Below are 23,950 nucleotides of genomic sequence, written 5' to 3'. Positions count from 1 at the left end.
ACCTACTCCTGCAGTTTTCTGATAGTGAGGATCCCACGGTACGCCGCACGCTGTTCCGCTGATTTTTTCGTCCGTCCGATGCCGCGGCCGATCTCCTGATCACCCAGCATTGCAGACACTTCGAAACTCTTGTTGTGGTCCGGTCCTTCTTCTTTCAGAAGAACATATGTAAGTGTCTCGTCCGTGTGTCCCTGCACAATCTCCTGCAAGATAGTCTTGCTATCATAAAAGAGCTTTTTGTGTTCCATATCGTTGAGAATAAATCGATGAATAAACTCTTTTGCATTAGCAAAACCACCGTCCAGATAAATCGCACCGATCAGTGCCTCCATCGCATCCGACACCACCGAATCGCGCCCCCGTCCGCCGGTCGCATCCTCGCCTTTTCCAAGCAGCAAAAATCCACCCAGATCGATCTCCTGTGCGCAGAATGCAAGGGTCGGCTCGCAGACCAGACTCGCACGTGTCTTTGTCATATCGCCCTCCGGCATCTCCGGAAACGTGCGGAACAGGAAATCACTCGATACCACTTCCAGCACCGCGTCGCCTAAAAATTCAAGACGCTCGTTGCATCCCAGTTTTCCAAGATGGTGCTCATTGGCATACGAACTGTGTATCATCGCATGTTCCAGAAGCTTCTTGTCCTGAAACGAATAGCCAATCCGTTTTTCCAATTTATTTAATGTATACTCCATATATTTCTCTCTTTCCAGCCTGTCCTGCTGCTGACTGATTCCGGCAATCATTGCTATTTGTGTCTGTGAGCCAGAGTCAAACATCCGTTCTTTTTGGAAAGGAGCTGTCGCGATCCTGCCCTTCGGCAGCCCGCCCAGCCCCTTTGCCTGACAGACTTCTCTATAACTTTTTAACAAACATTGAATTAGTTCAGTGCGTTCTTGATCTGCTCTACTGCATCGCCCACAGATACAATCTTTTCTGCCTCCTCAGTCGGAATTTCGATATCAAACGCCTCCTCGATTCCCATGATAATCTGAAAAATATCCAGCGAATCAGCGCCCAGATCATCCACAAACGTCGTATTTAACGTAATTTCATCTGCTTCAACATTCAGTACCTCCGCGATAATGTTCTGTAATTTTTCAAATTCCATAATTTTCTTCCTTTCTATGAACTTATTTTAAAATATTTAGAATTCTAGATTGATTAAAAACATATCGTTTTTTCGCTACATTTTATAATTTCACGAAAGTTTCACAGACTTTCCTTGATCTTTTCATTAATCGCCTGCTCTTTAAAGGTCACACACTGAAGAATCGAATTGCACACCTCGATGCGCTTGGAATTTCCGTGCGTCTTGACAACCAGCCCCTTCAATCCCAGAAGCGGTGCGCCGCCGTACTGGCTCGCATCGAATGCTTTGAGCGTCGTCTTTAACGCCGGTTTTACAAGCAATGCGCCGATCTTTGAGCGCAGGCTCGTCATCATGCCCTGTTTTACCATGGAAATCAGGGTTGCACCAACACCTTCATAGAGTTTCAAGATGACATTTCCGACAAATGCCTCAGAAACGATGACATCCGCGCCGCCGTGCGGAATCTCGCGTGCCTCGATGCTGCCGATGAAATTGATGTCCTTACATTCTTTTAAGAGCGGGAATGTCTCTTTCACCAGCGCATTGCCCTTCTCTTCCTCCGCACCGATGTTGACGATCGCCACACGCGGATTCTTGATGCCAACCACGTGTTCCATGTAGATGGAGCCCATCTTTGCAAACTGTACCAGATGGGACGGTCTTGCATCGACATTGGCGCCGCAGTCGATCAGCAGGGATACGCCCTTTTCTATCGGAATCAATGGAGCCAGTGGCGGACGTTCAACGCCCTTGATTCTGCCGACGATCACCTGTCCGCCGACCAGAATCGCGCCGGAGCTGCCCGCGGAACAGAATGCATCCGCCTCACCCCTGCGGACCATATTCATGCCGACCACGATGGACGAATCTTTCTTCGTGCGGATCGCATTGACCGGCGGTTCCTCCGTCTCGATGACCTCAGTCGCATTGACAACCTCGATCTGTTCTTTCTTATATGTATGCTTTTTTAATTCTTCTGATACGACTTCTTCCTTGCCGATCAGGAAAATCTGAATATCTTCCCTCGACTGGGCTGCCATCACGGCACCTGCCACGATCTCACCCGGTGCGTTGTCGCCCCCCATGGCATCTACTGCTATCTTAACCATTGCGTGTTCTCCTTCTATAATTTATAACGATACACATACCAAACCTGTCTTCCGCCACTGCGGCATATGTGGTCCGAACGAATCGCTCTTTCATCGTCACGCTGCAGCTGTCCCGCTTTTTATTGTCCACAGCCACATTACATCAATCTTTACTATACTAGAGATCAATCTATAAATCAATAAGATTTGAACCAATTTTCCATTGCATGCATCTGATTGGCAGCATCCTTCCTGCCGATATCATACGTCTCCTGCAATTTTTCAACACTATGTTCGGTTCTGCCGATTGGAAGCGCCACGCTCGGACGGATAACAAAAATTTTTCCCTCTTGTTCGAGGCGATCGATCCATTCCACCGTCTTATTATAGAAATAATAGCGGCTGCGAAGCGCCCTCACGAACGCCGGATATTTGTGATATGCCGCCTCCGGCAGCCAGAAATTGCCCGGTTTCTTGCGGTAGCCCGCCGGACGGGTCAGCACAACGACGCATTTTTTATACCCCATCTTAGCGAAGGCACGCAACGGAATGCTGTCCGTGCAGCCGCCGTCCAAAAGCTTCATTCCACCAACCTCGACCATATGGGACACATACGGAAGGGATGCCGTCGCACGGAAATATTCGACATCTTTGAACATATCTTTGATCTCCAGATACTCTGCTTTCCCTGTCTCCACATTGCTGCATGCAACATAAAACCGTGTATTTCCCCGGTCAAATGCCTCGTAATCATACGGATCCAGCCGTTCCGGTATATCATGGAAGCAGAACTGCTCGTCCACCAGATTTCCCGTCCGCAGCCAGTTTTTAAAGCTCATAAAACGCTTGTCATTGCAGTATTTTTTATAATAGCGGATGCTCCGCTCCTTCTGCCCCGACACAAACGAAGCCCCATGCACTGCCCCCGCCGAGACGCCGATCACGCCGTCAAATGAAATATCATGATCTAAAAACACATCCAGGACGCCCGCTGTGTAAATACCGCGCATCCCGCCGCCCTCCAGAACGAGACCGGTCTTTTTTTCTTTTTTTAACTCTGTCATATATCATCAAACTCCTATTAAATATCTTATATACTATAAAACAAGATCGAACAGATAGCAAATACGATTTTTCTATCTAATTCCATATTTTTTAGTATAACGTTTCTGTTCACGCATACGTGCCCAGTAACGGAATTTGCCGTGGCTTCGCATTTAAATACGGCAAATTCCTGCTGCCACCACGTTTTCTTACGGCACTTTCGGTTCCAAAAGTGCCCACCCGGGAACAGTAACAGTATAACACCTCGGCAGAAAAAGGGAAAGGGGGACGTGCGCCGCCTATGCACACGTTCCCCTTTCTCTTTTTCTTCGATATCCCTATTATTTTATTTCTGCATCGCGTCCATCCGCGCCTGCACATACTCCTCCAGCATCTTCGTCGTTCCCTCAATTCCCAGCCGGCTGCTGTTGATCGAAAGGTCATAATTTCTGGAATCTCCCCAGCGTCCGCGGCTGTAACAGTTGTGGTAGGATTTCCGCCGCCAGTCCTTCGTCTTTACCAGACGTTTCGCCTCGTCCTCTGAAAGTCCGTGCAGCTGCTCGATTCTCTTCACCCGTGTTTCCTCATCGCCCAGCACAAAGATCGTGATCAGTCCGTCATATTCCTTTAAAACCGTCTCCGCACACCGTCCAACTACCACAAACGATTCCCCCGAATCGGCCTTGTCTTTCAGGTAACTGAACTGCATCTGCGCCAGATTGTTCTCCAGAGAGCTTGAAAATCCGCTGACATTGCGCGCCAGAAAACGGTTTAGCGGCTTCTCGTCGTATTTTTCCAGCACACGCGGATCCACACCCTTTTCCTTGGCAATACTGTCCAGCATCCTATGATCATAAATCGGAAGTTCAAAATGCTCTGCCAGCGCTTCCGCTATCTTGTGTCCGCCGCTGCCAAACTGTCTGCTGACCGAGATGATCACTCTGTTTTTCCTCTCCTCCATATAAAAGCCCCCTTAAAAGTATCTCACATATATACAAACCATGGAAATCAGGATTACCAGCACCGTCGCCGGAGCTGCATACCGGCAATATTTCCCCCAGCCGATAAAATGTCCGTTTTTCGCTGCCACTGAGATACCAACTACGTTTGCCGAGGCTCCGATCGGAGTTCCGCAGCCGCCAATATCCGTACCCATCGAAAGCGCCCACGCCAGAACCGAGAGATCCATGCCGCCTGCCTGCGCCAGACTCCGGATAACCGGGATCATCGTCGCCGCAAATGGGATATTGTCCACAAATGCACTCGCAAGCGCCGACAGCCACAGCACAATCGCTACTACCCATTTTACATTATTTCCACTGACTGCGTCAATGATCCCTGCTAAAGAATTTAGGACGCCCGTCTGCTCCATGCCGCCGACCACGACAAAAAGACCAATGAAGAATAGCAGCGTCTTATAGTCAAGCTTCTTAATCATGCTGAGCGCCTCACCGCCGGATGCCAGCAGCGAAAAAGCACCGATAAATACGCCGATCGTCGCAACTGTCAGTCCCGTCTGTGCATGCGTCACCAGCATCACGATCGCCGCCGCAAAGATTACCACGCTGACCGCAAACCGTTTCCGATCCGCGATCGCCTCCTGTGGGGATGGATATGTAACCGCTTCGTCATGCTTTTCACTCGCCTTTAATTCTTTCCTAAAGGAAAAATAGAAAAACAGCACGACAAAAATCAGCGAAACACCCGCCATCATACCTGTATTTAAAATAAAATCTTTAAATGAATATCCGAGCGAGGTTCCGATGATGATATTCGGCGGATCGCCGCACATCGTCGCAGAGCCGCCCAGATTCGAACAGAAGATCTCTGAAATGATCATCGGAATCGGATCAAAATGCAGAAGATGCGCCAGCTCTACCGTGACCGCTGCCAAAAAAAGAATAACGGTAATACTGTCGATAAACATCGCCAGAAGCGCCGACATCAGCATAAATGAAATAAAAATCGGGATCGTCTTATAATGTACCGCCTTGGCGATTGTCAGGCACAGCCACCGGAAAAATCCCGCGCGCTCCATGCCCTCCACCATCAGCATCATACCGGCAATAAAAAGAATCGTCGCCCAGTTGATGCCGCTCGAGGACTCTGCCGCCGCCTCGGTCTGAAACCAGAAGTTCGGAACCATGAAGCTGTGCAGGCTCAGTGTCTCCGCCGCTGCCGCCTCACTGTGCATACAGACGCCAAACACCAGCACCAGCGTCAGAAGCCCGCATCCGAGCGATACGATATGCCTCTCAATGTGATCCCAGATGATAAGTCCAAACATTACAATAAAAATAATCACAGCCAAAATTTGTGCTGCCATCTTTGTGCCCCTCCTTTGTCAGTCCTTTTTCTGCCATCCTCCATACTGGCTTAGAACCCCTTGCAGTCTCTTCTCAGACCGCCCCTTCCCCTAGATTGTTAAAAAATAGGCAGTCATGAGATACCACCTCTATCTTACTACTTATTTCACAATATGCAAGTATACTTTTTGTTATTTTTTTTATTTCATCAGAAATAACTGTCAGCTTGTTCTTCAGCACTCTTTTCATGTATGTGTTTTCATTCTACCCATCGTTCTGTTTGCAAATATTCTCTTTATTTTTCTCTGTTTTTAAATGTAAAAGAGACAGACCGCATATTCCGTGCAATCTGCCTCTTCTCACATCTATTTTACAATTCTGTCTCCATCTTCCCTGACGGATTTTCATCAAAATTGTTTCTTAAAAATTTTACAGAAGCGCCCCATCTTCCCCGACCTGCTTGCCGTCCGGCGTCGTCGTATTAACTAACATCGCGCCGTTTACATCCAGATAATACCATTTTCCATTCCAGAACACCCAGGTATTCGTCTTGCAATATGCATTTTCATCGAAGAAATACCACACACCGCCGATCTGCTGCCAGTTATTGGTCACATAGCTTCCATCGGAATTGCGGTACTTATAGCCAAGCGTATCCTGTTCCCACGCACCGGCTGCCGGACCGCTGCCTGCTTCTTTGAAGACAAGCGTCTTCTGAATTTCCTGCGCCTGCTCCGCCGTGATTGTGAAGGAATCCGATGTCTGCCATTCGCCGTGCCGTGAATCGCTGTAAACCGCGCGCACATCAAACGTGTAGGTTCCCGCCTGCGTAAGATAACGTCCAAGATTGTATTTCGTTTCTTTTCCCGGTTTTACCGTACTTAAAAATTTCGCATCCCGGTAAACGCGCAGCTCATAGTATTTCGCATCCTCACTGCCGTTCCACTCTGCAACGCCATCCATCTGATCCCACTCTGCCTCATCTACATCCAGGCTGTAATCACTGGAGGTTCCTTTTAAAGCTTTCAGGGTGATCACGACCCGGAGTTCCTCATCGCCCTTGCGCTTGATGGAAGTAACCGTCGCACTGTCACCGCTCAGAGTTACATTCTTTTTCGCATAACCGGATTTAAAATAATAATCATCGTCCGCCTCCAGAGTAACCTCCAGCTTTGGCTTATCCTTGTCCACCCATTTACCGGACGGCTCGTTGATCACATCAACATTGGAAATATCGCAATCACCGAAATCGAGCGAAACATCCACATCTGAACTCTCATCACCGACATGGATCGAGGACGAAACATTTAAGCCGATCGAGCCAACCGGGCTGCGGTCCTCCGTATCCTTCGACGCAAATGCCTGAAATGGGATCGCCGCCAGAAGCGCGGCAGCTGTGACGGTCAAAAGTAAATATTTTCCCCTTTTCATATGTAAAACCTCCTAACGTGATATTTATAAAATATTATCCCTCTTTTTTCTTCTTCTCTATATTAACAAAAAATAGCGGTATTGTACACCTTTTTGCATACAACACCGCCATCTACATAGTATCTCAGTTACTGTACACACATACGTGTCCAGTAACTGAATTTGCCGTGGCTTCGCATTTAAATACGGCAAATTCCTGCTGCCACCACGTTTTCTTACGGCACTTTCGGTTCCAAAAGTGCCTACCCATGAACCAATGTCAGTAAGTTAAGCTTTAGCGTTAAATCCCCTATAGGAGTCTAACATATTTTTAAATTGATACTTGACAAAAATGTCAAAATATGCGACCGCTCTCGCTATTGATCTTTTTCAGAAGTAGTGAGAGCGGCCCCTGTAATTAGAAATATATTTTCATTTACAGGAGGCACATATATGACTTTTGCTAGTAAAAGTTAAATAACAAATAACAGTACATAAAATACTTTGTTAAATAACATTCTTATAGGGATAGTTGAGCTTAATGCTCTTCTATCCCCATTTTTTACATTTTTACTAATAAAAATCACAGATTTGATAATATTCACGAAATATAAAAAATGGAGAGATTATTGCAAATTAATAATCTCTCCTGTTTTTGACCACATTTTATAAGCCATAAGTTATAGTTGCTAAAATCTACCCAAAAACACCTGTTAAACACCCTCTTGAAATGGGCTAAAAATGGGCTAAAATGCGAAAAATGGGTTAAGCAAAAATCGCTTAACCCCTTATTTTTCAATACTTGTAGCTTAGTCTTCTACTTTAACGATTTCTTTCTTGTTGTAGCTTCCGCAAGCTTTGCACACTCTGTGAGGCATCATCAGAGCACCGCACTTGCTGCACTTTACTAAGTTCGGAGCACTCATTTTCCAGTTAGCTCTGCGGCTGTCTCTTCTTGCTTTGGAAGATTTGTTCTTAGGACAGATAGACATGGTTACACCTCCTTAAATTCATTGAATATCTCCTGGATAACCGACATCCTTGGATCGAGCGACCTAGTGTCACAGGTACAAGTCCGAAGATTAAGATTTGTACCACATCTATTGCAAATCCCCTTGCAGTCTTCTCTGCACAGGACTTTCATAGGCAAGCTCAGTAGCAGTTCGTTGCAAACCAACTGGTCTACATCCAGATTGTACCCCTTCATAAAGGGTTCATCATCTAAACTCTCCTCCTGACCGTCCTGCACCTCAAACTCTCGTCCAAAATCCAGTTCGCAGTCGAAAGATACTGGCTCCAGACAACGCGCACAGTGACCTCCCACCGTCAGCGTCGCATGACCACTCATCGTATACTTATGCCGTGTCTTAGCCGTCAGTTCCAGTTCAAAAGGCTCAGCCTTCTCAATCTGAAACGTCTCTCCGTCAAAATCAACAGAGTCCAGCGCAGTCTCGACTGTATAGACTTTCTTTCTACCCTCGCAGTTAAAAAGTTCCGATAAATGAATCAGCATACTAATCTCCTAATACGCACTTTGATATTATACAAAGGTCGAGCGCGTTTGTCAATGATTAATTTTACATATTTTTGCAAATTTTAATTCATATTTAATTATTTTACCAGTGCAAGAGTCTCGCGGGCGATAGCCAGCTCTTCGTTGGTCGGAACCAGGAGAACCTGAACCTTGGAGTCGTCAGCAGAGATGATTCTCTCCTCACCTCTTACGTTGTTCTTCTCCTCATCCAGTTTAACGCCTAAGTAGGTCAGGCTGCTGCAAACATCTTTTCTCATCTTGATGTTGTTCTCGCCGATACCAGCGGTAAATGCGATTGCATCTACACCGTTCATAGCTGCTGCGTATGCACCGATATATTTGATTACGCGGTAATCGAATACGTCCAGGGCCAGCTGTGCTCTCTTGTTGCCAGTCTCAGCTGCTGCTTCCAGATCACGACCATCGCTGGATACGCCAGAGATACCGAGCATACCGGATTTCTTATTCAGGACTTCGTTCATCTCATCCAGGGACAGACCTTCTTTTTTACCTACGAAATCGATGATAGCCGGATCGAGGTCACCAGAACGTGTACCCATAACCAGACCTTCCAGTGGAGTCAGACCCATGCTGGTGTCTACAGATTTGCCGCAGTTTACAGCGGAGATGCTGGCGCCATTACCCAGGTGGCAAACGATGATCTTCATCTGATCATACGGTTTTCCAACGATCTCAGCGGTTCTCTTAGATACGTAGCTGTGGGAAGTACCATGGAAGCCGTAACGTCTAACTTTGTATTTCTCATAGTATTCATACGGAATACCGTAGGTGTAAGCAACATCCGGCATGGTCTGATGAAAAGCGGTATCAAATACAGCTACCATCGGTACGCCTGGCATAAGTTCCTGGCAGGCACGGATACCGATCAGGTTTGCCGGGTTGTGAAGCGGTGCCAGATCGTTGCACTCTTCGATCGCTTTCATAGACTCGTCGTTGATTAAGCAGGAAGAAGTAAATTTCTCGCCGCCGTGTACGACACGATGTCCAACTGCACCTACCTCAGACAGGCTCTTGATAACGCCGCTCTTCTCGTTAGTCAGGGCTGCCAGAACTGCGTTGATAGCCTCTGTATGGGTCGGCATAGCGATCTCAGATTTCTCTTTTTCGCCGCCCTCCGGCTGGTAAGTCAGCATACCATCGATGCCGATTCTCTCGCAAAGACCCTTAGCCAGAACGCCCTCTGTCTCAGAGTTGATTAACTGATACTTTAAGGAAGAACTTCCGCAGTTAATAACTAAAATATTCATGGTAATAGATTCCTTTCTTTATAACATCACAATTCAGCCGCAGGTATTCTCTATATGCGGTTCACACGGAAGCATCTGCAAAAACGTCTGCACTGCCCTGCTGTGAACTGCAGGATTATGTATGAATACCGGGCTGAACTGTAATTATCACTTTTAATTCTTAATTAAACGGATTTAAGATTCTCTGACGCGGTGCCAGTTCTCCATCCATTTGATTCCAATTGGTATTAATTATGCCTGCTGAGCCTGTACAGCTGTGATAGCTACTACGCCTACGATATCGTCTGCGAAGCATCCTCTGGACAGATCGTTTACCGGCATGGACAGACCCTGAAGAACCGGACCATAAGCGCCAGCTTTTGCAAGTCTCTGAACCAGTTTGTAACCAATGTTGCCTGCTTCCAGGGACGGGAATACTAAGGTGTTAGCATGTCCAGCTACGGAGCTGCCCGGTGCCTTAGCCTCGCCTACAGACGGAACCAGTGCTGCATCAAGCTGAAGCTCGCCATCCAGTTTCAGTTCCGGGAACTTCTCATGAGCAATCTTAACTGCATCTGCTACCTTGGTAACATCATCATGTTTAGCGGAACCCATAGAAGAATAGGACAGCATAGCTACCTTCGGCTCTGCGCCAACCAGCATCTTGAAGCTCTCTGCGGATAGACCAGCGATCTCAGCCAGCTTGTTGGAATCGAAGTCAGTGTTTACTGCACAGTCAGCGAATACGAACAGACCGTTCTCACCGAACTCGCAATCCGGAACTTCCATCAGGAAGAAGCCAGATACAGAGCTGATACCCGGTTTGGTCTTCAGAAGCTGCAGAGCCGGACGAATGGTGTTGCCGGTAGAATGGCATGCACCAGATACAGCGCCGTCAGCATCGCCGCACTTGCACATCAGGCAAGCATAGTACATATAGTCTTTCTCCATCTGCTCTTTTGCAACTTCCGGAGTAACACCTTTTTTGCCTCTTAATTCAACGAACTTGTCGATGTATTTCTGCTTATTCGGATCATTGTACGGGTCAACGATGGTGGCACCGGAAATGTCGAAGCCTTTGCCGTTTTTCTCAATCTCTTCCGGAGTACCGATGATGATCAGATTTGCGATACCCTCTTTCAGAATTTTCTCAGCTGCCTCGTATGTTCTCTTGTCCATTGACTCTGGAAGAACGATGGTTTTCTTGTCTGCTTTTGCTCTTTCCTTAATCTTGTCAATAAATGCCATGGTTATAAAACCCCTTTCATAAGTGTGTGTCTATTACTGCTAACATTATATACCAGTTGTTTATTGTATACAAGAGCGATTTTCAAATTTTTGATTAATTAAATTTTTAACAAGATGCACTATAATTTTCCCTTTACGCTCCCACACTTCCACTATATAATGTAAATGAAGCAGAAAATGGCTGCTATTTTTTACAGATTTTTCTGCCGCAACAGCAACAGTCTTTTATTTTTATTTCTATTATAAATAGGCTGCTACAAAATTCCTCGCAAAAATGCAAAAAACAGGATTGAAATTTATGAAAATCGTTGGTTTAATTACCGAATATAACCCGTTCCATGCCGGACATCTGTATCATATGCAGCAGGCAAGGGAACTGACCGGCGCAGACTACTGCGTCGTCCTGATGAGCGGCAGCTTCGTCCAGCGCGGCGAACCCGCCATCTTTGATAAGTACCGTCGTACAAAAGCCGCTCTTCTCGCCGGTGCCGACCTGGTACTTGAGATGCCGGCCGCTTTTTCTACCGCTTCGGCGCATGAATTTGCCGCCTATGGAGTCGCGCTTCTGTCGGCGATCGGTGTGGATGCCGTTGTGTTCGGCAGTGAATGCGGGCAGATTGAATTCCTTAAGCAGGCTGCTTCTGCGCTGAACCACGAATCGGCGGAATTTCAGGAACGGCTGCGGAAAGGGTTGAAGGCGGGACTGACTTATCCGCAGGCACGGGCGAAGGCGCTGGAAATGGAGGATACATGGGCCTCGGTTCTGAGTTCTCCAAACAATATTCTCGGGATTGAATATCTGCGGGCGGCGGAAGATCTGCATAGTCCGATGGAATTTTATACGATTTCGCGGAAGGGAAGCGGATATCATGAAGATACACTGGCAGATGCTAACTTTCCATCGGCTTCGGCAATTCGCGGGATAATTCGAAACTCACTTTCAAAAGACAAAGATTTGCTCGATATTCTGGCATCTCACTTGCCAGCCGTAACACATCCCGCATATACAGGTGCGGTTCCAGTTTTTGTGGATGATTTTTCAGAGCTTTTGAATGCTGCTGTTTTACAGCTGCAGGCGACATTTTCTATCGCAGATCTCTCCCCGGAGCTTGCCGCCCGCCTTGCAAAACCACCTTACTTTCCTCTCTCTTTTGAAGAACGGATTCAGGCATTAAAGACGCGCCAGCTTACCTACACGCGTGTCAGCCGGGCGCTTCTGCATCTGGTACTCGGTATGCGCGAGGAAGATATTTCCCGGTGGAAGGAAGAGGGCTATGCACTCTATGCACGGATTCTCGGTTTTCGTAGGCAGAGCAGCCCTCTGCTCTCCTGTCTGCATAAAAAAAGCAGCATCCCCCTCATCACTAAAATGGCAGATGCCGCCCAGAACCTCTCCCCGTCGGCGCTCGCGCTGCTGGAGCAGGAGGTGTACGCCTCGCATTTATACCAGACGGTGCGGATGAAGCGCAGCGGCGTATTTCAAAATGAATATACAGAAGGACTGGTTTTTGTATAAAAATGAACCAATTTTCAAGTCGAACGTCCGTGAGACTTGGCGCGTGATTCTGGTCAGCGAAGCTGACATATTCCATACAGAATCACTGCGCATCCCCGCGGAGCGTTTATCTCAGTCGGAGACCCACCTCCCACTGAGACAAATTTGCTATTACTCGCCACCTAAAGAGGTGGGACTCTTCTCGACTGAGATAAAACTTACAAATGGAGGAAACCACAGTGAATAGAAAATCACCTATTATCATCGGAATTGCCGGAGGAACCGGTTCAGGAAAATCCACTTTTACAAACCGTCTGAAAGACGCATTTGGTAATCAGGTGACCGTGCTTTACCACGACAACTACTACCGCGCCCACGACGATATGCCATTTGAACAGCGCAAAAAGCTGAACTACGACCACCCGGATGCATTTGAGACGGAGCTGCTTCTTGAGCATCTCAACAAACTGAAAAACTGGGAGGCAATCGACTGTCCAACCTACAACTACGCCAACCACAACCGCGCCGAAGCGACCATTCACATCGAGCCGCGCCCGGTTATCCTGTTGGAGGGCATTCTCGTTCTCTATGACGAAGCACTCCGCAATCTGCTCGACATCCGCATTTTCGTCGATGCCGACGCCGACGAGCGCATCCTCCGCCGAATCTTACGTGACACGAAAGAGCGCGGACGCGATATCGAAAACATCATCGACCAGTATCTGACTACCGTCAAACCGATGCATGCTCTCTTTGTTGAACCGACCCGCGCCTATGCAGATGTCGTTACAACAGTGGACGGAATGAGGTTGCATTCTCGCTGGTGCGGGGGGAGATTGCACGGCTGCTGGAGGAGGCGAAGGCGGAAGAATAATATTTCAAAATATTGGGATCATCGAGGTCACAAATGAGGTCATCGAGGTCATGATTTGATTTCTGACCTCAATGACCTCATTCTGACCTCGATTTACACGCCAAAAAGCAGCGGTATCACACAGTCAGCGCTCCATTCTTTTTTGAATGTCTCGCCACTGCCGATACCGCCGCTTTTTCCTATATACTTTTTCTATGATGCCTGCTCTAACATAACATTTTATTTAATTCATAACCACACAGCTCTGCTCGATCTCAATTTGGCTCTCTGCAATCACTCCCTGAAACCGTTCATATTCCGCCGGTTCCATCCGCCAGGCAATTCCACAGCCTGCTGAGAGTTCGCGTGGGACAGGCACCAGGCGCCCTCTGATTCCCTGTTCCCGGCAGAATGCCTCCATCTCCATCGCCGCAGCCGTCGTGTGAAAGGTAAAAATCCGATATTCCCGTTTCTGCCTCATCATTTCCACCTATTTAATATTCCAGAGCAGCATCACGCTTCAAAGGTAATGGTGAAACAGCCGTTTTCCAGCACCTTGGTGTGCCCCTCTTTTCCATGATACTCCAACGTGCGCTCAATATTCGCCCGGGTGTGTGCCTCATCGCCAAGCACACGGATCTGTTTTCCCGGATGTTCATCCATCGCATCCATCACCATCAAAACCGGTTCCGGACAGGAGAGTCCCCGCACATCTACCTCAACAAAATCTGACATTTTCCGTTTCCTCTTTTCTTTATTTCTTTCTACGTTTCATATTTGCCGCTGCAATCACGAATAACAGGGCAATACATACAATTACGGCAATTTTGCCCGGCATCGCCGGACCACCCAAAACGGCTGCCTCTGTCTCGGTTGCCGCTTTTGCTGCCGCACCAACCAGGTTAAAATTGTGTGCAAGTGCCGCCCCTAACAGCATTCCCAGAAAGGTTACCGCACTGTCCGAGGAGCCCTGCCCTGCCAGAATGATCTGACGCAGCGGGCATCCGCCAGCCAGAACGGCTGCAAATCCAACGGCATACATACCCAGAATATTCCAGAGATGCTGGGAGTGCGCGATCGGCTGACCGGAAAAGCTCAAATGGAAATTGCCAGTTGCAAGGTTAAAAATCAGCATGACTGCAAACAGTGCGCCGATAATGCTGAGCAGATCAAAGTTTTTCATCAGAATCACATCACGGATGCTACCTGCAAAACACATACGGCTCTTCTGTGCCAATGCACCAATCAGGAGAGCCGCAACCAGGGAAATCAGAACCGGTGCGTGCTTGCTTCCCGGTCCTTCCGTGCTGGCTGCGTATACGCCTGTTACTGCTCCAATGATAAAAAGCGCCAGAAGGAGCACCGGAAGCACATATCCGCTTGATTTCTGCGTCTCATACGCTCTGCCCAGCGAAAATCCCTTTTTCAGGAAGAACGAACCAGTTGCAATACCGCCTGCAAATCCAACCAGCGCTACATACGCATTCAGGTCACCGGCTGCCATACGCAGAACCATACGCAGCGGACACCCTAAGAATACCAGCGCGCCGATTACCATGATCGCACCCAGAACAAAGCGGATCATCGGTGAAGAACCTGCTGTCGCCTTATACTCGTTCGTCACCAGTGAGATTGCAAATGCTCCCACTGCAAATCCTACAATCTCCGGACGGAAATACTGAACCGGTGCTGCTGAGTGAAGTTTCAGCGCGCCCACCGTATCACGTACGAAGCACGCAATACAGATCGCCATATTGGCCGGATTTCCAAAATACGCCAGCAATGCTGCCAGCACACCCACAAGCGCGCCTGCCACTGCCAGCTTCCATGTCTTGTCAAATACTTTCATACCTGCCTCCTTTTTTATTTCATGTACTCTTAAAGTTTTTCTCACACTCGTCATTGTGGGTGATTTCACGCACCACACTCGCATTTCATCAATACATATCAGAAATTTGAGTGCATCTGGCAAAAAAATCATCTCACAAAATCAAACAAGAAAAATTTCAAGCGCGTACATTTCATGGATCTATCCATACTTTCCGCAGACAAGTATAACATCCTGTATTTTTATGGTAAAATCGTTTATATTGATATTTGCTATAAACTTATTGATATTTTCAATAAATAAAGCTACACTCTTCTTTAGAGATTGTTTTCACCTGTCTACTATTCATTTTAATTTTGGATTTTATCACAGAATCATTAAAAATTGATTTTATCTATAGAAAGGATTTTAAATATATGGACATCCGCCAATTAGAAGCTTTCGTGTACACCGTCAAATATCAGAGTTTTTCGCTTGCCGCCCAGAAGCTGTACATCTCACAGCCGACTGTCAGCGCCCACATCCGCAGTCTGGAGGAGGAATTTCACACCCAGCTTTTAAAGCGCACCACCAAATCGCTCTCCCTGACTCCTGCCGGGACAAAATTATATTCCTATGCCACGGAGATTCTGACCCTGCAGCAGAAAGCAATCGTGGAACTCGCCAACGAGACGAAACCGCAGCTTCGGATCGGCGCATCCTCCGTTCCGTCCCTTTATTTTCTGCCGGAACTTTTAAGCGCTTATCACGCAGTTCATCCTGATATCCGTGTCTATGCCTCCTGCTCAGACAGCCTGGACGTTGTACATAAGGTGGATGACGGCATCTGCGACATCGGTCTGGTCGGAACTACTACCTCGGACACCTCCTGCGAATTTCTCCCCTTTGCCTCCGATGAGCTTGTGATCGCCGCCCCCGCCACGCCACATTATCAGGCTTACCAGACTATGCCATCACCGCTGGATGCCCTCTTAAAAGAACCGTTTCTGCTCCGGGAAGATAATTCCGGCACAAAGCAGGAAACCCTTCATTTCCTAAAAAATAAAGGGCTTTCACTCGATGATTTAAATGTTATTGCCGTGATGGACGATGCCGCCGCCCTCAAGCAATGTATCATGCTGGGAATGGGCATCTCCATTCTCTCAAAAGCAACTGTGCAGGCAGATGCACGGCAGGGGAAACTGCTTCTCTTTCCGCTTGGGGAAGCTGCCTTTCTCCGGAAACTCTATCTGGTGTATTCGCCGGTTAAGTATATGGCAGAGGAAGGCGGGGTGTTTTTGGAATTTGCGAAGAGGTTTTATCAGCTATAACTGTCCAGCATTATCAACCCCCATAAAAGTGCTTTCTAAATTTCCTACACCTCTTCCCCCACCAACAATCCATACAATGTCGGCTTCACATGCAATTCCTTCATCATTGCCTCTAATGCCGCCCCGTCTGCTTTCTTGCCCTGGCGGATCGCACGGATCATGATGTTTTTCGGTGTGTGTTCCATGTCGATGAATTCGAGAATCTGCGTCCGGTAGCCGGACATTTCGAGGAGCTGCCCACGGATTCCGTCGGTCAGAAGCGCCGACATACGCTCTTTCAGAAGGCCGTACTGTAAAACCGGCGACAGAAGATCGTTCTGAATCTGCTTGTTAATCTCATGCTGACAGCATGGAACGGAAAGAATGACTTTTGCGCCCCATTTGACCGCTTTTGCCAGCGCATAATCGGTCGCTGTATCACAGGCGTGCAGCGTCACGACCATATCGACCTGATCGACGCCCTCATATCCGGCGATGTCGCCGTGCAGGAAGGTCAGGTTCTCAAATCCAAACTTCTTGCTCAGGCGGTTGCAGAGCGCAATGACATCTTTTTTCAGATCCAGACCGATGACACGGATCGAGATTCGGAAGTACATCCTCAATAAATTCCAGGAAACGGTTGATCTGGCGAAATTTGTCGTAGCGGGATTTCACAACTTTGCCTTCTGCCGTCATGACACCGAGATCTACCAGAAATGGGACTGGGACGCCTTCCTGAAGGACGTATTTTTTAGTACGGTTATGGGATAACGACGCCAGACGTTCTGAAAACGCTGCGGCATCCATGCCAGCCGACAGTCCTGTTCCGGCATTTTTCTGCTGTTTCGCATTGCTCTGCAGTTTACCATTTCCCTGTATTTTAGCACTTCTCTGCATCTTTCCGTTTTCGTGACTTGACTGACTCTGACCCGATTTTTCGAGCGAATTTTCTTTCACATCTGCATGACTCTTCGCCGGCATCTGCTTTCCAGCTTTCTGCACATCACCTGCTGCCACCGATACCGTCCGATTCTCTGCCCTTTTAACCCCCACCTTCTTCTCTTTGATCGTCACCGTCCCCTTCTTACTGATCAGAATATTGACAATCCCGTGAAGCGACGCGATCTCCGCATTGCGGTAACGGTTTTCCAGCTCTCCGAGCAGATACTCGGCGGTCTTTTCTGCGTTCTGATTTTTCTGAAATGCCTGTTTTTCCGTAAATTCTTCCGTCTGAAAAGCAAGCGCCCCCCGCAGAAGCAGAGGACGCACAGTTAATTTCAGATAGGATTCACGGGTTCTCGGGTTGCTGAAAATGATTCGCTCCAGATCGGCATCGAGATACCGCAGAAGCACCTCTCTCAGTTCCTGTGATTTATCCATATGAAACTCCTATTAGTTCTTAAAGCTGTGTACTGGTGCCGGGATACGTCCGGTACGTTTGACAAAGTTGTCGCAGGAGAAACGGTTGACCGGAATGATCGGCGCATAGCCAAGCAGACCGCCGAACTCTGCCGTATCGCCCACTGTTTTTCCGATGACGGGAATCAGGCGGACTGCCGTTGTCTTCTGGTTGATCATGCCGATTGCCGCCTCGTCCGCGATGATACCGGCGATCGTGGTCGCTTTCGTATCGCCTGGGATCGCAATCATATCAAGACCTACAGAGCAGACACAGGTCATTGCTTCCAGCTTCTCAATCGTAAGCGCACCCTCAGAAACTGCATCGATCATGCCCTGATCCTCGCTGACCGGAATAAACGCACCGCTGAGTCCGCCAACATAGGAGGACGCCATAATGCCGCCCTTCTTAACCTGATCATTTAACATTGCCAGCGCTGCTGTTGTACCCGGTGCACCACTGCGCTCTAAGCCGATCTCTTCCAGAATCTCCGCCACACTGTCTCCGACTGCCGGAGTCGGTGCCAGCGACAGATCAATGATGCCAAACGGAACGCCCAGACGTTTGGATGCCTCCTGTGCTACCAGCTGTCCAACACGGGTGATCTTGAACGCCGTCTTCTTGATCGTCTCACACAGCACCTCAAAGTTCTCGCCACGTACCTTTTCCAGAGCTGTCTTTACAACTCCCGGACCGCTGACGCCGACGTTGATGATCGCATCCGCCTCAGTCACGCCATGGAATGCACCTGCCATGAACGGGTTATCATCCGGCGCGTTGCAGAATACAACCAGCTTCGCACAGCCGAGGGAATCATTGTCCTTCGTTGCCTCTGCGGTTGCCACAACCATCTCGCCCATCAGACGGACTGCATCCATGTTAAGACCTGTCTTGGTAGAACCGACATTGATGGAGCTGCACACACGGTCGGTGCAGGCAAGTGCCTGCGGGATCGAGCGGATCAGAAGCTCTTCCGCCGGTGTCATTCCCTTGGAAACCAATGCGGAATAGCCGCCGATAAAGTTGACGCCTACTTCTTTCGCTGCCTTATCAAGTGTTTTCGCAATCTCTACAAAATCCTCGCTCTTCTTACAGGCGCTTCCACCTACCAGCGCGATCGGAGTAACCGAGATACGTTTATTGACGATCGGAACCCCAAATTCACGTCCGATGGCATCGCCGGTCGATACAAGATCTTTCGCATAAGTTGTAATCTTATTGTAGATCTTCTCATTCATCTTCGCCAGATCACTGTCCACACAGTCTAAGAGGCTGATACCCATCGTGATCGTCCGCACATCCAGTTTTTCATGCGCGATCATGTTATTAGTTTCCAGAACTTCCTGCATGTTAATCATTGGTTTTACGTCCTTTCTGAAAATATTTGCTTAGATTCTGTGCATACTGGTAAAAATCTCTTCTCTCTGACAGAGAATCTTTACGCCGATCTCCTGTCCCAGCTTGTCCAGCTCATGCGCCATATCATCAAAGGATGTCTTGGAACCGGAAATATCCACGATCATCATCATATTGAAATATTCCTGCAGGATCGTCTGCGTGATGTCAAGAATGTTCATGTTGTGGTCAGCCAGATAATTACACGTTTTTGCAACGATACCGACGCGGTCCTGTCCAACGATAGTAATAATAATCTTACTCATAGCTTTCATCCTCCTGTGTGCTCTCCGTCCTATGGCGGAAATATTTTTATGACTTACTAATTTCTATAAAAATTCAACTTCCATCCGGCTGCTGACTTTTATACCTAAAATGACATTTCGTTACTGTACACGGGTAGGCACTTTTGGAACCGAAAGTGCCGTAAGAAAACGTGGTGCCAGCAGGAATTTGCCGTATTTAAATGCGAAGCCACGGCAAATTCCGTTACTGGACACGTATGCGTGTACAGTAACGATATTTCTGTCAACCCCACACGTTTGTCCATGCCTCCAAGCCATAACCCCAAATATATCTTCTGGCTTGTTTTCAGACTTTGTATAACCAATTTTAATACTTTTACGCCTTCTACACCGTCACAATCTGCGACACTGCATCGCGTTTTGCCACTGTGATCGGGAAATCATTCGCCTTATACGGCGTATCTCCCTCTGTGATCTCCAGACGCACCGTCTCATATGCCAGCTCTTCGTAATTATTTTCCTTACTCAGATGCCCCAGGAAAATATGCTTCAAATTGTCATGCAGAATGGAACTTAAAAGCCGTCCCGCATTTTCATTGGAAAGGTGTCCGTAATCGCCTAAGATACGACGCTTCAGGTAATACGGATACGGTCCTGCCTCCAGCATTTTGACATCGTGGTTGGCTTCCAGCAAAATCGCATCCAGCCCCTGCAGATGGTCAATGATGTACTGGGAATAATGCCCCATATCCGTCGCCACCGCCACCGATCTTTTTTCATTCTGAACCCGGTAGGCAACAGGATTCGCTGCATCATGGTCGATCCGGAACGGTTTGACTTCCAGATCTCCTACCATAAAATCAACATCCGGCGTAATCGGGTGCATCAGATCTTCCGGAATCTCGCCAAGACTCTTGGAATCCTGAATTTCCTCTAATGTCTCTTTTGTGCTGTAAATAGGTGTGCCATATTTGCGCGCCAGCACGCCGAGCCCTTTGATATGGTCGGAATGTTCATGCGTGATGAGAATTCCATCCAGTTCCCGCGCATTCAGCCCCAGGTCATTTAACCCCATCTCAATACGCTTGTTGCTGATCCCCGCATCCACCAGAACGTGGGTGTTGTCGCTTCCTATATAAATACAATTCCCGCTGCTGCCGCTGGCAATACTAACCATCCGCATATGTATCCTAATCCTCTTTTCCTAAAAATGACGCTATCTGCTTCCGAATATCCTCAATCCCGCCGTTGTTGTCCAGCACACGCGTCGCAAAACTCCGGTAATCGTCCTCGGATGCCTGATTTGCCATGATGTCCCGGCATTTTTCCTCGCTGTAGCCGCGGCTTGCCATCAGACGCTTGATGCGGTTTTCCACCGATGTGTATACATACCAGATTTCATCAAACATCGCATTGTGGTCGTCATCATAGAGAGCTGCCTCCACAACGATGATCTCCTTGTCGGAATGGTTGATCGCATAGCGGATCTCCTCCCACGCCATCGGGTGGATGATGGCGTTCATCGTCTCCACCGCCTCTTTATTCTGGAAAATAAGCGCCGCCAGCTTTTTGCGGTCAATGCTGCCGTCCTTATTTAAAAAGGAATCACCCAACGCCTCTACCACATGCTGATAGCCTTTCTTACCCGGCTCCATGAGCTGGTGAGCCACTTCATCTGCCTTAATAATTTCCGCGTCAAATTCCTCCTGCAGCACACGCAGGACCTCACTCTTACCGGAACCAACGCCTCCGGTAATACTGATTATCTTCATGTTTATCTGTACCTTTCCATTATTTCGTTTCAAACCACGAATTTCCCATCTTCATATCGATTTCCAGCTCCACCTGCAGCTGCGCCGCACGTTTCATCTCCGTCGCCAGAATCGACTGCACCTGTTCCAGCTCTTCTTTCCAGGTTTCAATCAGGAGTTCATCGTGCACTTGGAGGACAATGCGGGAACGCAGTCCTTCGCGGCGCAGGCGTTGATCGACGCGGATCATCGCAATCTTGATAATGTCGGCTGCAGTTCCCTGAATCGGGGAATTCATCGCCACACGCTCACCGAACGAACGCTGCATAAAATTGCCGGATTTCAGCTCCGGAATCGGTCTCACACGCCCATACATAGTCTTGACCTCGCCGTATTTCCTGCCCGTTTTTACCAGACCATCGAGAAAACGTTTGACATCCGGGTAGGTTTCAAAGTAGCGCTCAATGTACTCGGTCGCTTCCTTGCGGGAAATACCGAGATCTTCGCCCAGCCCAAACGCGCTGATACCATATACGATACCGAAATTGACTGCTTTTGCATTGCGGCGAAGCTGCGGTGTCACTTCCTCAAGCGGCACATGGAATACCTGCGACGCCGTGATCGCGTGGATGTCCTCCGCCTGCCGGTATGCCTGGATGAGGTTCTTGTCATTCGACATATGCGCCAGCACACGCAGCTCAATCTGGGAATAATCAGCGTCAACCAGCACACAGCCCTCGCGCGGTACAAACAGCTTCCGGATCTCGCGTCCCAGCTCCATACGCACCGGAATGTTCTGCAGGTTCGGCTCTGTACTGCTGATACGTCCTGTCGCTGTGATCGTCTGGTTAAAGGTTCCGTGGATTCGTCCGTCCTCCCGGATAAATGCCCCCAGCCCGTCCGCATAGGTCGATTTGAGTTTCGCCACCTGGCGATAGTCTAATACTTTCCGCACAACCGGATACTCCGGCGCCAGTTTTTCCAGCACATCCGCCGCCGTCGAATAGCCGGTCTTCGTCTTTTTGCCGCCCGGCAGGGACATTTTTTCAAATAAAACCTCACCCAGCTGCTTCGGGGAATTAATATTAAATTCACAGCCCGTCTCGGCGTAAATCTCCTGCTCCAGTTTCTCTACCTGCGTCTGGAGGCGTTCGCCGTAGGCTTTCAATTCCTCCCGGCGCACCTGAATACCTTCCTCTTCCATATGGTAGAGGCTGTAAATAACCGGCATCTCTATCTCATAAAAGAGATGCAGCATTCCATGTCTTCGAAGCCGCCCCAGCAGGATTTCCCGCGATTTCCACGCCGTATATGCCATGTAGCAGACACAATTCAACGCTTTCTCCGGCATTGTCTCAAATGCATCCGACAGCGCCGTTTTTCCAAGCAAATCGACCTGTGACGGCACGGTCATATCCAGGTAATCGCGCGCCAGATCATCATATCCATAGGTATCCTTGAGCGGATTTAACAGATACGCCGCCACGCCTGCGTCCATAACCGCACGGTTTCCTTCTGCATTCCGGATGCCGTCCACGATCCGGCGGCTGTGATTTTTAAGAAATGGAAGCTGGATCTTGAGATCCAGAACCGTCACAGACGGAACCACCTCCATCAGGCGTTCCAGCTCCTCCGCCAGATACTGTCCGGTCAGGAACCCAACCGCCGGGATCGCATAGATCGATGTCCCGTCCAGGCAGAGTGCCAGTGCCACAACCTCTCCTTTTTCAATCACCAGCTGCGCGCCGATCTCCTCCGCCCGCTGTGCACGGTCAAAAATCACCTGTGCCTCGCCAAAATCATTTACCAGACGGAAAGATTTTTCCATTTCTGATGACGCAAAGGCGTCCTCACCAAATTTCTGCAGAATGGACTTAAATTCCAGCTGCTTCATATACTGATATGCCTCCGGCGTATAAAGCGAATCCAGCTTCGCCTCCTCCAGCGAAAAACCAATCTCGCAATTGATGCGGATCGTTGCCAGATCCTTGCTCATCTGCGCCATGTCATAATGCTCCCGAAGCGCTTTCTGTGCGCGCGGCGGCTTTACCTCATCAATGTGTGCATACGCATTCTCAATGCTTCCGTAGGTGGTAATCAGGCTGGTTGCCGTCTTTTCACCGATCGATGGCACGCCCGGAATATTATCCGAAGTATCGCCCATCAGCGCCTTTACATCAATAAATTCGATCGGCGTTACCTGATACTCCGCCTTCACATCCTCCGGGTAATAGTCGCGTATCTCCGTCGTACCTTTCGAAGTACGCGGCATCCGAATCTTAATGTGCGTATCTGCAAGCTGCAGCAGGTCACGATCTCCTGATACGATAGAAACCTCCACGCCCTCCGCCGCACAGCGTTTTGCGATCGTTCCCAGAATATCGTCTGCCTCATACCCCGCCTTGGTAAGAATCGGCACGCCCATCGCTGTCAGCACTTCCTTCATCACCGGAACCTGCTCATGCAGCTCCTGCGGCATCGGTTTTCTCGTTCCCTTGTATGCCGCATACATTTTGTGACGGAATGTCGGCTCTTTCAAGTCAAATGCCACTGCCAGATAGTCTGCCCCCTCATCTTCGATCACCCGGAACATGATATTTAAAAATCCGTACACTGCATTGGTGTGGAGTCCCTTCGAATTTGTCAACTCCGGCACCCCGTAAAATGCCCGGTTGAGTATACTATGACCATCTATCAGCACTAATTTGCCCATCTGTTTCCGTCT

General features: G+C 48.5%; 24 protein-coding genes. 3 read left to right on the top strand and 21 right to left on the bottom strand.

The features are described 5' to 3' along the window. Positions 1-2: 2 nt before the first annotated feature. The 11 genes from rnc to pta form a co-directional block, all read right to left on the bottom strand. Positions 3-695: a ribonuclease III gene (gene rnc / locus DXB70_RS05075; RefSeq protein WP_117795762.1), complete on the bottom strand. Its 693-nt coding sequence runs from the start codon at positions 693-695 to the stop codon at positions 3-5. A 185-nt stretch (positions 696-880) separates the two neighbouring features. Beyond that, positions 881-1,111 (bottom strand): acyl carrier protein, encoded by a 231-nt coding sequence (gene acpP / locus DXB70_RS05070; RefSeq protein WP_106999769.1) that lies wholly within the window; start codon positions 1,109-1,111, stop codon positions 881-883. Positions 1,112-1,212: 101 nt separating this feature from the next. After that, complete coding sequence (plsX, locus tag DXB70_RS05065) at positions 1,213-2,202, bottom strand: phosphate acyltransferase PlsX (RefSeq protein ID WP_118672793.1); 990 nt, start codon at positions 2,200-2,202, stop codon at positions 1,213-1,215. 176 nt (positions 2,203-2,378) lie between these two features. Further along, the gene (locus tag DXB70_RS05060) at positions 2,379-3,245 is read right to left on the bottom strand and encodes a patatin family protein (protein ID WP_106999767.1); all 867 of its coding nucleotides are present in this window, start codon (positions 3,243-3,245) and stop codon (positions 2,379-2,381) included. Between the two features lie 326 nt (positions 3,246-3,571). Continuing rightward, complete coding sequence (locus tag DXB70_RS05055; protein WP_118293659.1) at positions 3,572-4,186, bottom strand: cytidylate kinase-like family protein; 615 nt, start codon at positions 4,184-4,186, stop codon at positions 3,572-3,574. Positions 4,187-4,198: 12 nt separating this feature from the next. After that, complete coding sequence (locus DXB70_RS05050) at positions 4,199-5,551, bottom strand: SLC13 family permease (protein WP_118672792.1); 1,353 nt, start codon at positions 5,549-5,551, stop codon at positions 4,199-4,201. Between the two features lie 409 nt (positions 5,552-5,960). Further along, the gene (locus DXB70_RS05045; RefSeq protein WP_118672791.1) at positions 5,961-6,962 is read right to left on the bottom strand and encodes a hypothetical protein; all 1,002 of its coding nucleotides are present in this window, start codon (positions 6,960-6,962) and stop codon (positions 5,961-5,963) included. Positions 6,963-7,750: 788 nt separating this feature from the next. After that, entirely contained in the window at positions 7,751-7,933 is a 183-nt protein-coding gene (gene rpmF, locus DXB70_RS05040) for a 50S ribosomal protein L32 (RefSeq protein WP_003499726.1), read from the bottom strand. 2 nt (positions 7,934-7,935) lie between these two features. Beyond that, positions 7,936-8,454, bottom strand: a complete 519-nt coding sequence (locus DXB70_RS05035) for a DUF177 domain-containing protein (protein ID WP_022360443.1) — start codon at positions 8,452-8,454, stop codon at positions 7,936-7,938. 98 nt (positions 8,455-8,552) lie between these two features. Next, positions 8,553-9,743: an acetate kinase gene (locus DXB70_RS05030; protein ID WP_022360442.1), complete on the bottom strand. Its 1,191-nt coding sequence runs from the start codon at positions 9,741-9,743 to the stop codon at positions 8,553-8,555. Positions 9,744-9,974: 231 nt separating this feature from the next. Then, positions 9,975-10,970: a phosphate acetyltransferase gene (gene pta, locus DXB70_RS05025; RefSeq protein WP_022360441.1), complete on the bottom strand. Its 996-nt coding sequence runs from the start codon at positions 10,968-10,970 to the stop codon at positions 9,975-9,977. A gap of 298 nt (positions 10,971-11,268) precedes the next feature. On the opposite strand from pta, the gene DXB70_RS05020 reads away from it, so the two are divergent. Further along, positions 11,269-12,486, top strand: coding sequence for a nucleotidyltransferase family protein (locus DXB70_RS05020; protein ID WP_118672790.1), 1,218 nt, complete (start codon positions 11,269-11,271; stop codon positions 12,484-12,486). A gap of 218 nt (positions 12,487-12,704) precedes the next feature. Further along, the gene (gene udk / locus DXB70_RS05015; protein ID WP_347559590.1) at positions 12,705-13,376 is read left to right on the top strand and encodes a uridine kinase; all 672 of its coding nucleotides are present in this window, start codon (positions 12,705-12,707) and stop codon (positions 13,374-13,376) included. Between the two features lie 186 nt (positions 13,377-13,562). Here the strand turns inward: udk and DXB70_RS05010 are convergent, their stop codons facing one another. From DXB70_RS05010 to yedE, 3 genes are read right to left on the bottom strand one after another with little or no spacing between them, the layout of a single operon-like run. Then, positions 13,563-13,799 carry a DUF3343 domain-containing protein gene (locus tag DXB70_RS05010; RefSeq protein ID WP_106999761.1) on the bottom strand — a complete coding sequence of 79 codons (237 nt, stop codon included), beginning with the start codon at positions 13,797-13,799 and terminating at the stop codon, positions 13,563-13,565. A 32-nt stretch (positions 13,800-13,831) separates the two neighbouring features. Continuing rightward, the gene (locus tag DXB70_RS05005; RefSeq protein ID WP_118522360.1) at positions 13,832-14,053 is read right to left on the bottom strand and encodes a sulfurtransferase TusA family protein; all 222 of its coding nucleotides are present in this window, start codon (positions 14,051-14,053) and stop codon (positions 13,832-13,834) included. A gap of 19 nt (positions 14,054-14,072) precedes the next feature. Further along, a complete protein-coding gene (gene yedE / locus DXB70_RS05000) occupies positions 14,073-15,221 on the bottom strand; it encodes a YedE family putative selenium transporter (protein WP_347559598.1) in 1,149 nt (382 codons plus the stop codon). 341 nt (positions 15,222-15,562) lie between these two features. On the opposite strand from yedE, the gene DXB70_RS04995 reads away from it, so the two are divergent. Beyond that, on the top strand, positions 15,563-16,456 hold the full coding sequence (locus DXB70_RS04995; protein ID WP_118637455.1) for a selenium metabolism-associated LysR family transcriptional regulator: 894 nt from the start codon (positions 15,563-15,565) through the stop codon (positions 16,454-16,456). Positions 16,457-16,500: 44 nt separating this feature from the next. Here the strand turns inward: DXB70_RS04995 and DXB70_RS04990 are convergent, their stop codons facing one another. The 7 genes from DXB70_RS04990 to polA form a co-directional block, all read right to left on the bottom strand. Beyond that, positions 16,501-17,052, bottom strand: coding sequence for an SAM-dependent methyltransferase (locus DXB70_RS04990; RefSeq protein WP_347559589.1), 552 nt, complete (start codon positions 17,050-17,052; stop codon positions 16,501-16,503). Beyond that, the gene (locus DXB70_RS14620) at positions 16,958-17,815 is read right to left on the bottom strand and encodes a hypothetical protein (RefSeq protein ID WP_347559588.1); all 858 of its coding nucleotides are present in this window, start codon (positions 17,813-17,815) and stop codon (positions 16,958-16,960) included. Before DXB70_RS14620 ends, DXB70_RS04990 begins: the two co-directional genes overlap by 95 nt. Positions 17,816-17,827: 12 nt before the next feature. Next, on the bottom strand, positions 17,828-19,192 hold the full coding sequence (locus DXB70_RS04985) for a PFL family protein (protein ID WP_106999746.1): 1,365 nt from the start codon (positions 19,190-19,192) through the stop codon (positions 17,828-17,830). Positions 19,193-19,222: 30 nt separating this feature from the next. Next, positions 19,223-19,495 (bottom strand): ACT domain-containing protein, encoded by a 273-nt coding sequence (locus DXB70_RS04980; RefSeq protein WP_022360436.1) that lies wholly within the window; start codon positions 19,493-19,495, stop codon positions 19,223-19,225. Between the two features lie 364 nt (positions 19,496-19,859). After that, positions 19,860-20,657, bottom strand: a complete 798-nt coding sequence (locus DXB70_RS04975) for an MBL fold metallo-hydrolase (RefSeq protein ID WP_022360435.1) — start codon at positions 20,655-20,657, stop codon at positions 19,860-19,862. Between the two features lie 7 nt (positions 20,658-20,664). Further along, on the bottom strand, positions 20,665-21,279 hold the full coding sequence (gene coaE, locus DXB70_RS04970) for a dephospho-CoA kinase (RefSeq protein ID WP_347559587.1): 615 nt from the start codon (positions 21,277-21,279) through the stop codon (positions 20,665-20,667). Next, positions 21,266-23,938 (bottom strand): DNA polymerase I, encoded by a 2,673-nt coding sequence (gene polA, locus DXB70_RS04965; protein WP_118472285.1) that lies wholly within the window; start codon positions 23,936-23,938, stop codon positions 21,266-21,268. The genes coaE and polA overlap by 14 nt, the downstream gene beginning before the upstream one ends. Positions 23,939-23,950 lie beyond the last annotated feature (12 nt).

Origin of the sequence: Clostridium sp. OM05-5BH (genome assembly GCF_003481505.1) — a bacterium.
Classification (GTDB): Bacteria; Bacillota; Clostridia; order Lachnospirales; family Lachnospiraceae; genus Otoolea; species Otoolea fessa.
The sequence above is the reverse complement of the archived record's forward strand: the minus strand, read 5'-3'. Positions and strand labels throughout refer to the sequence as shown.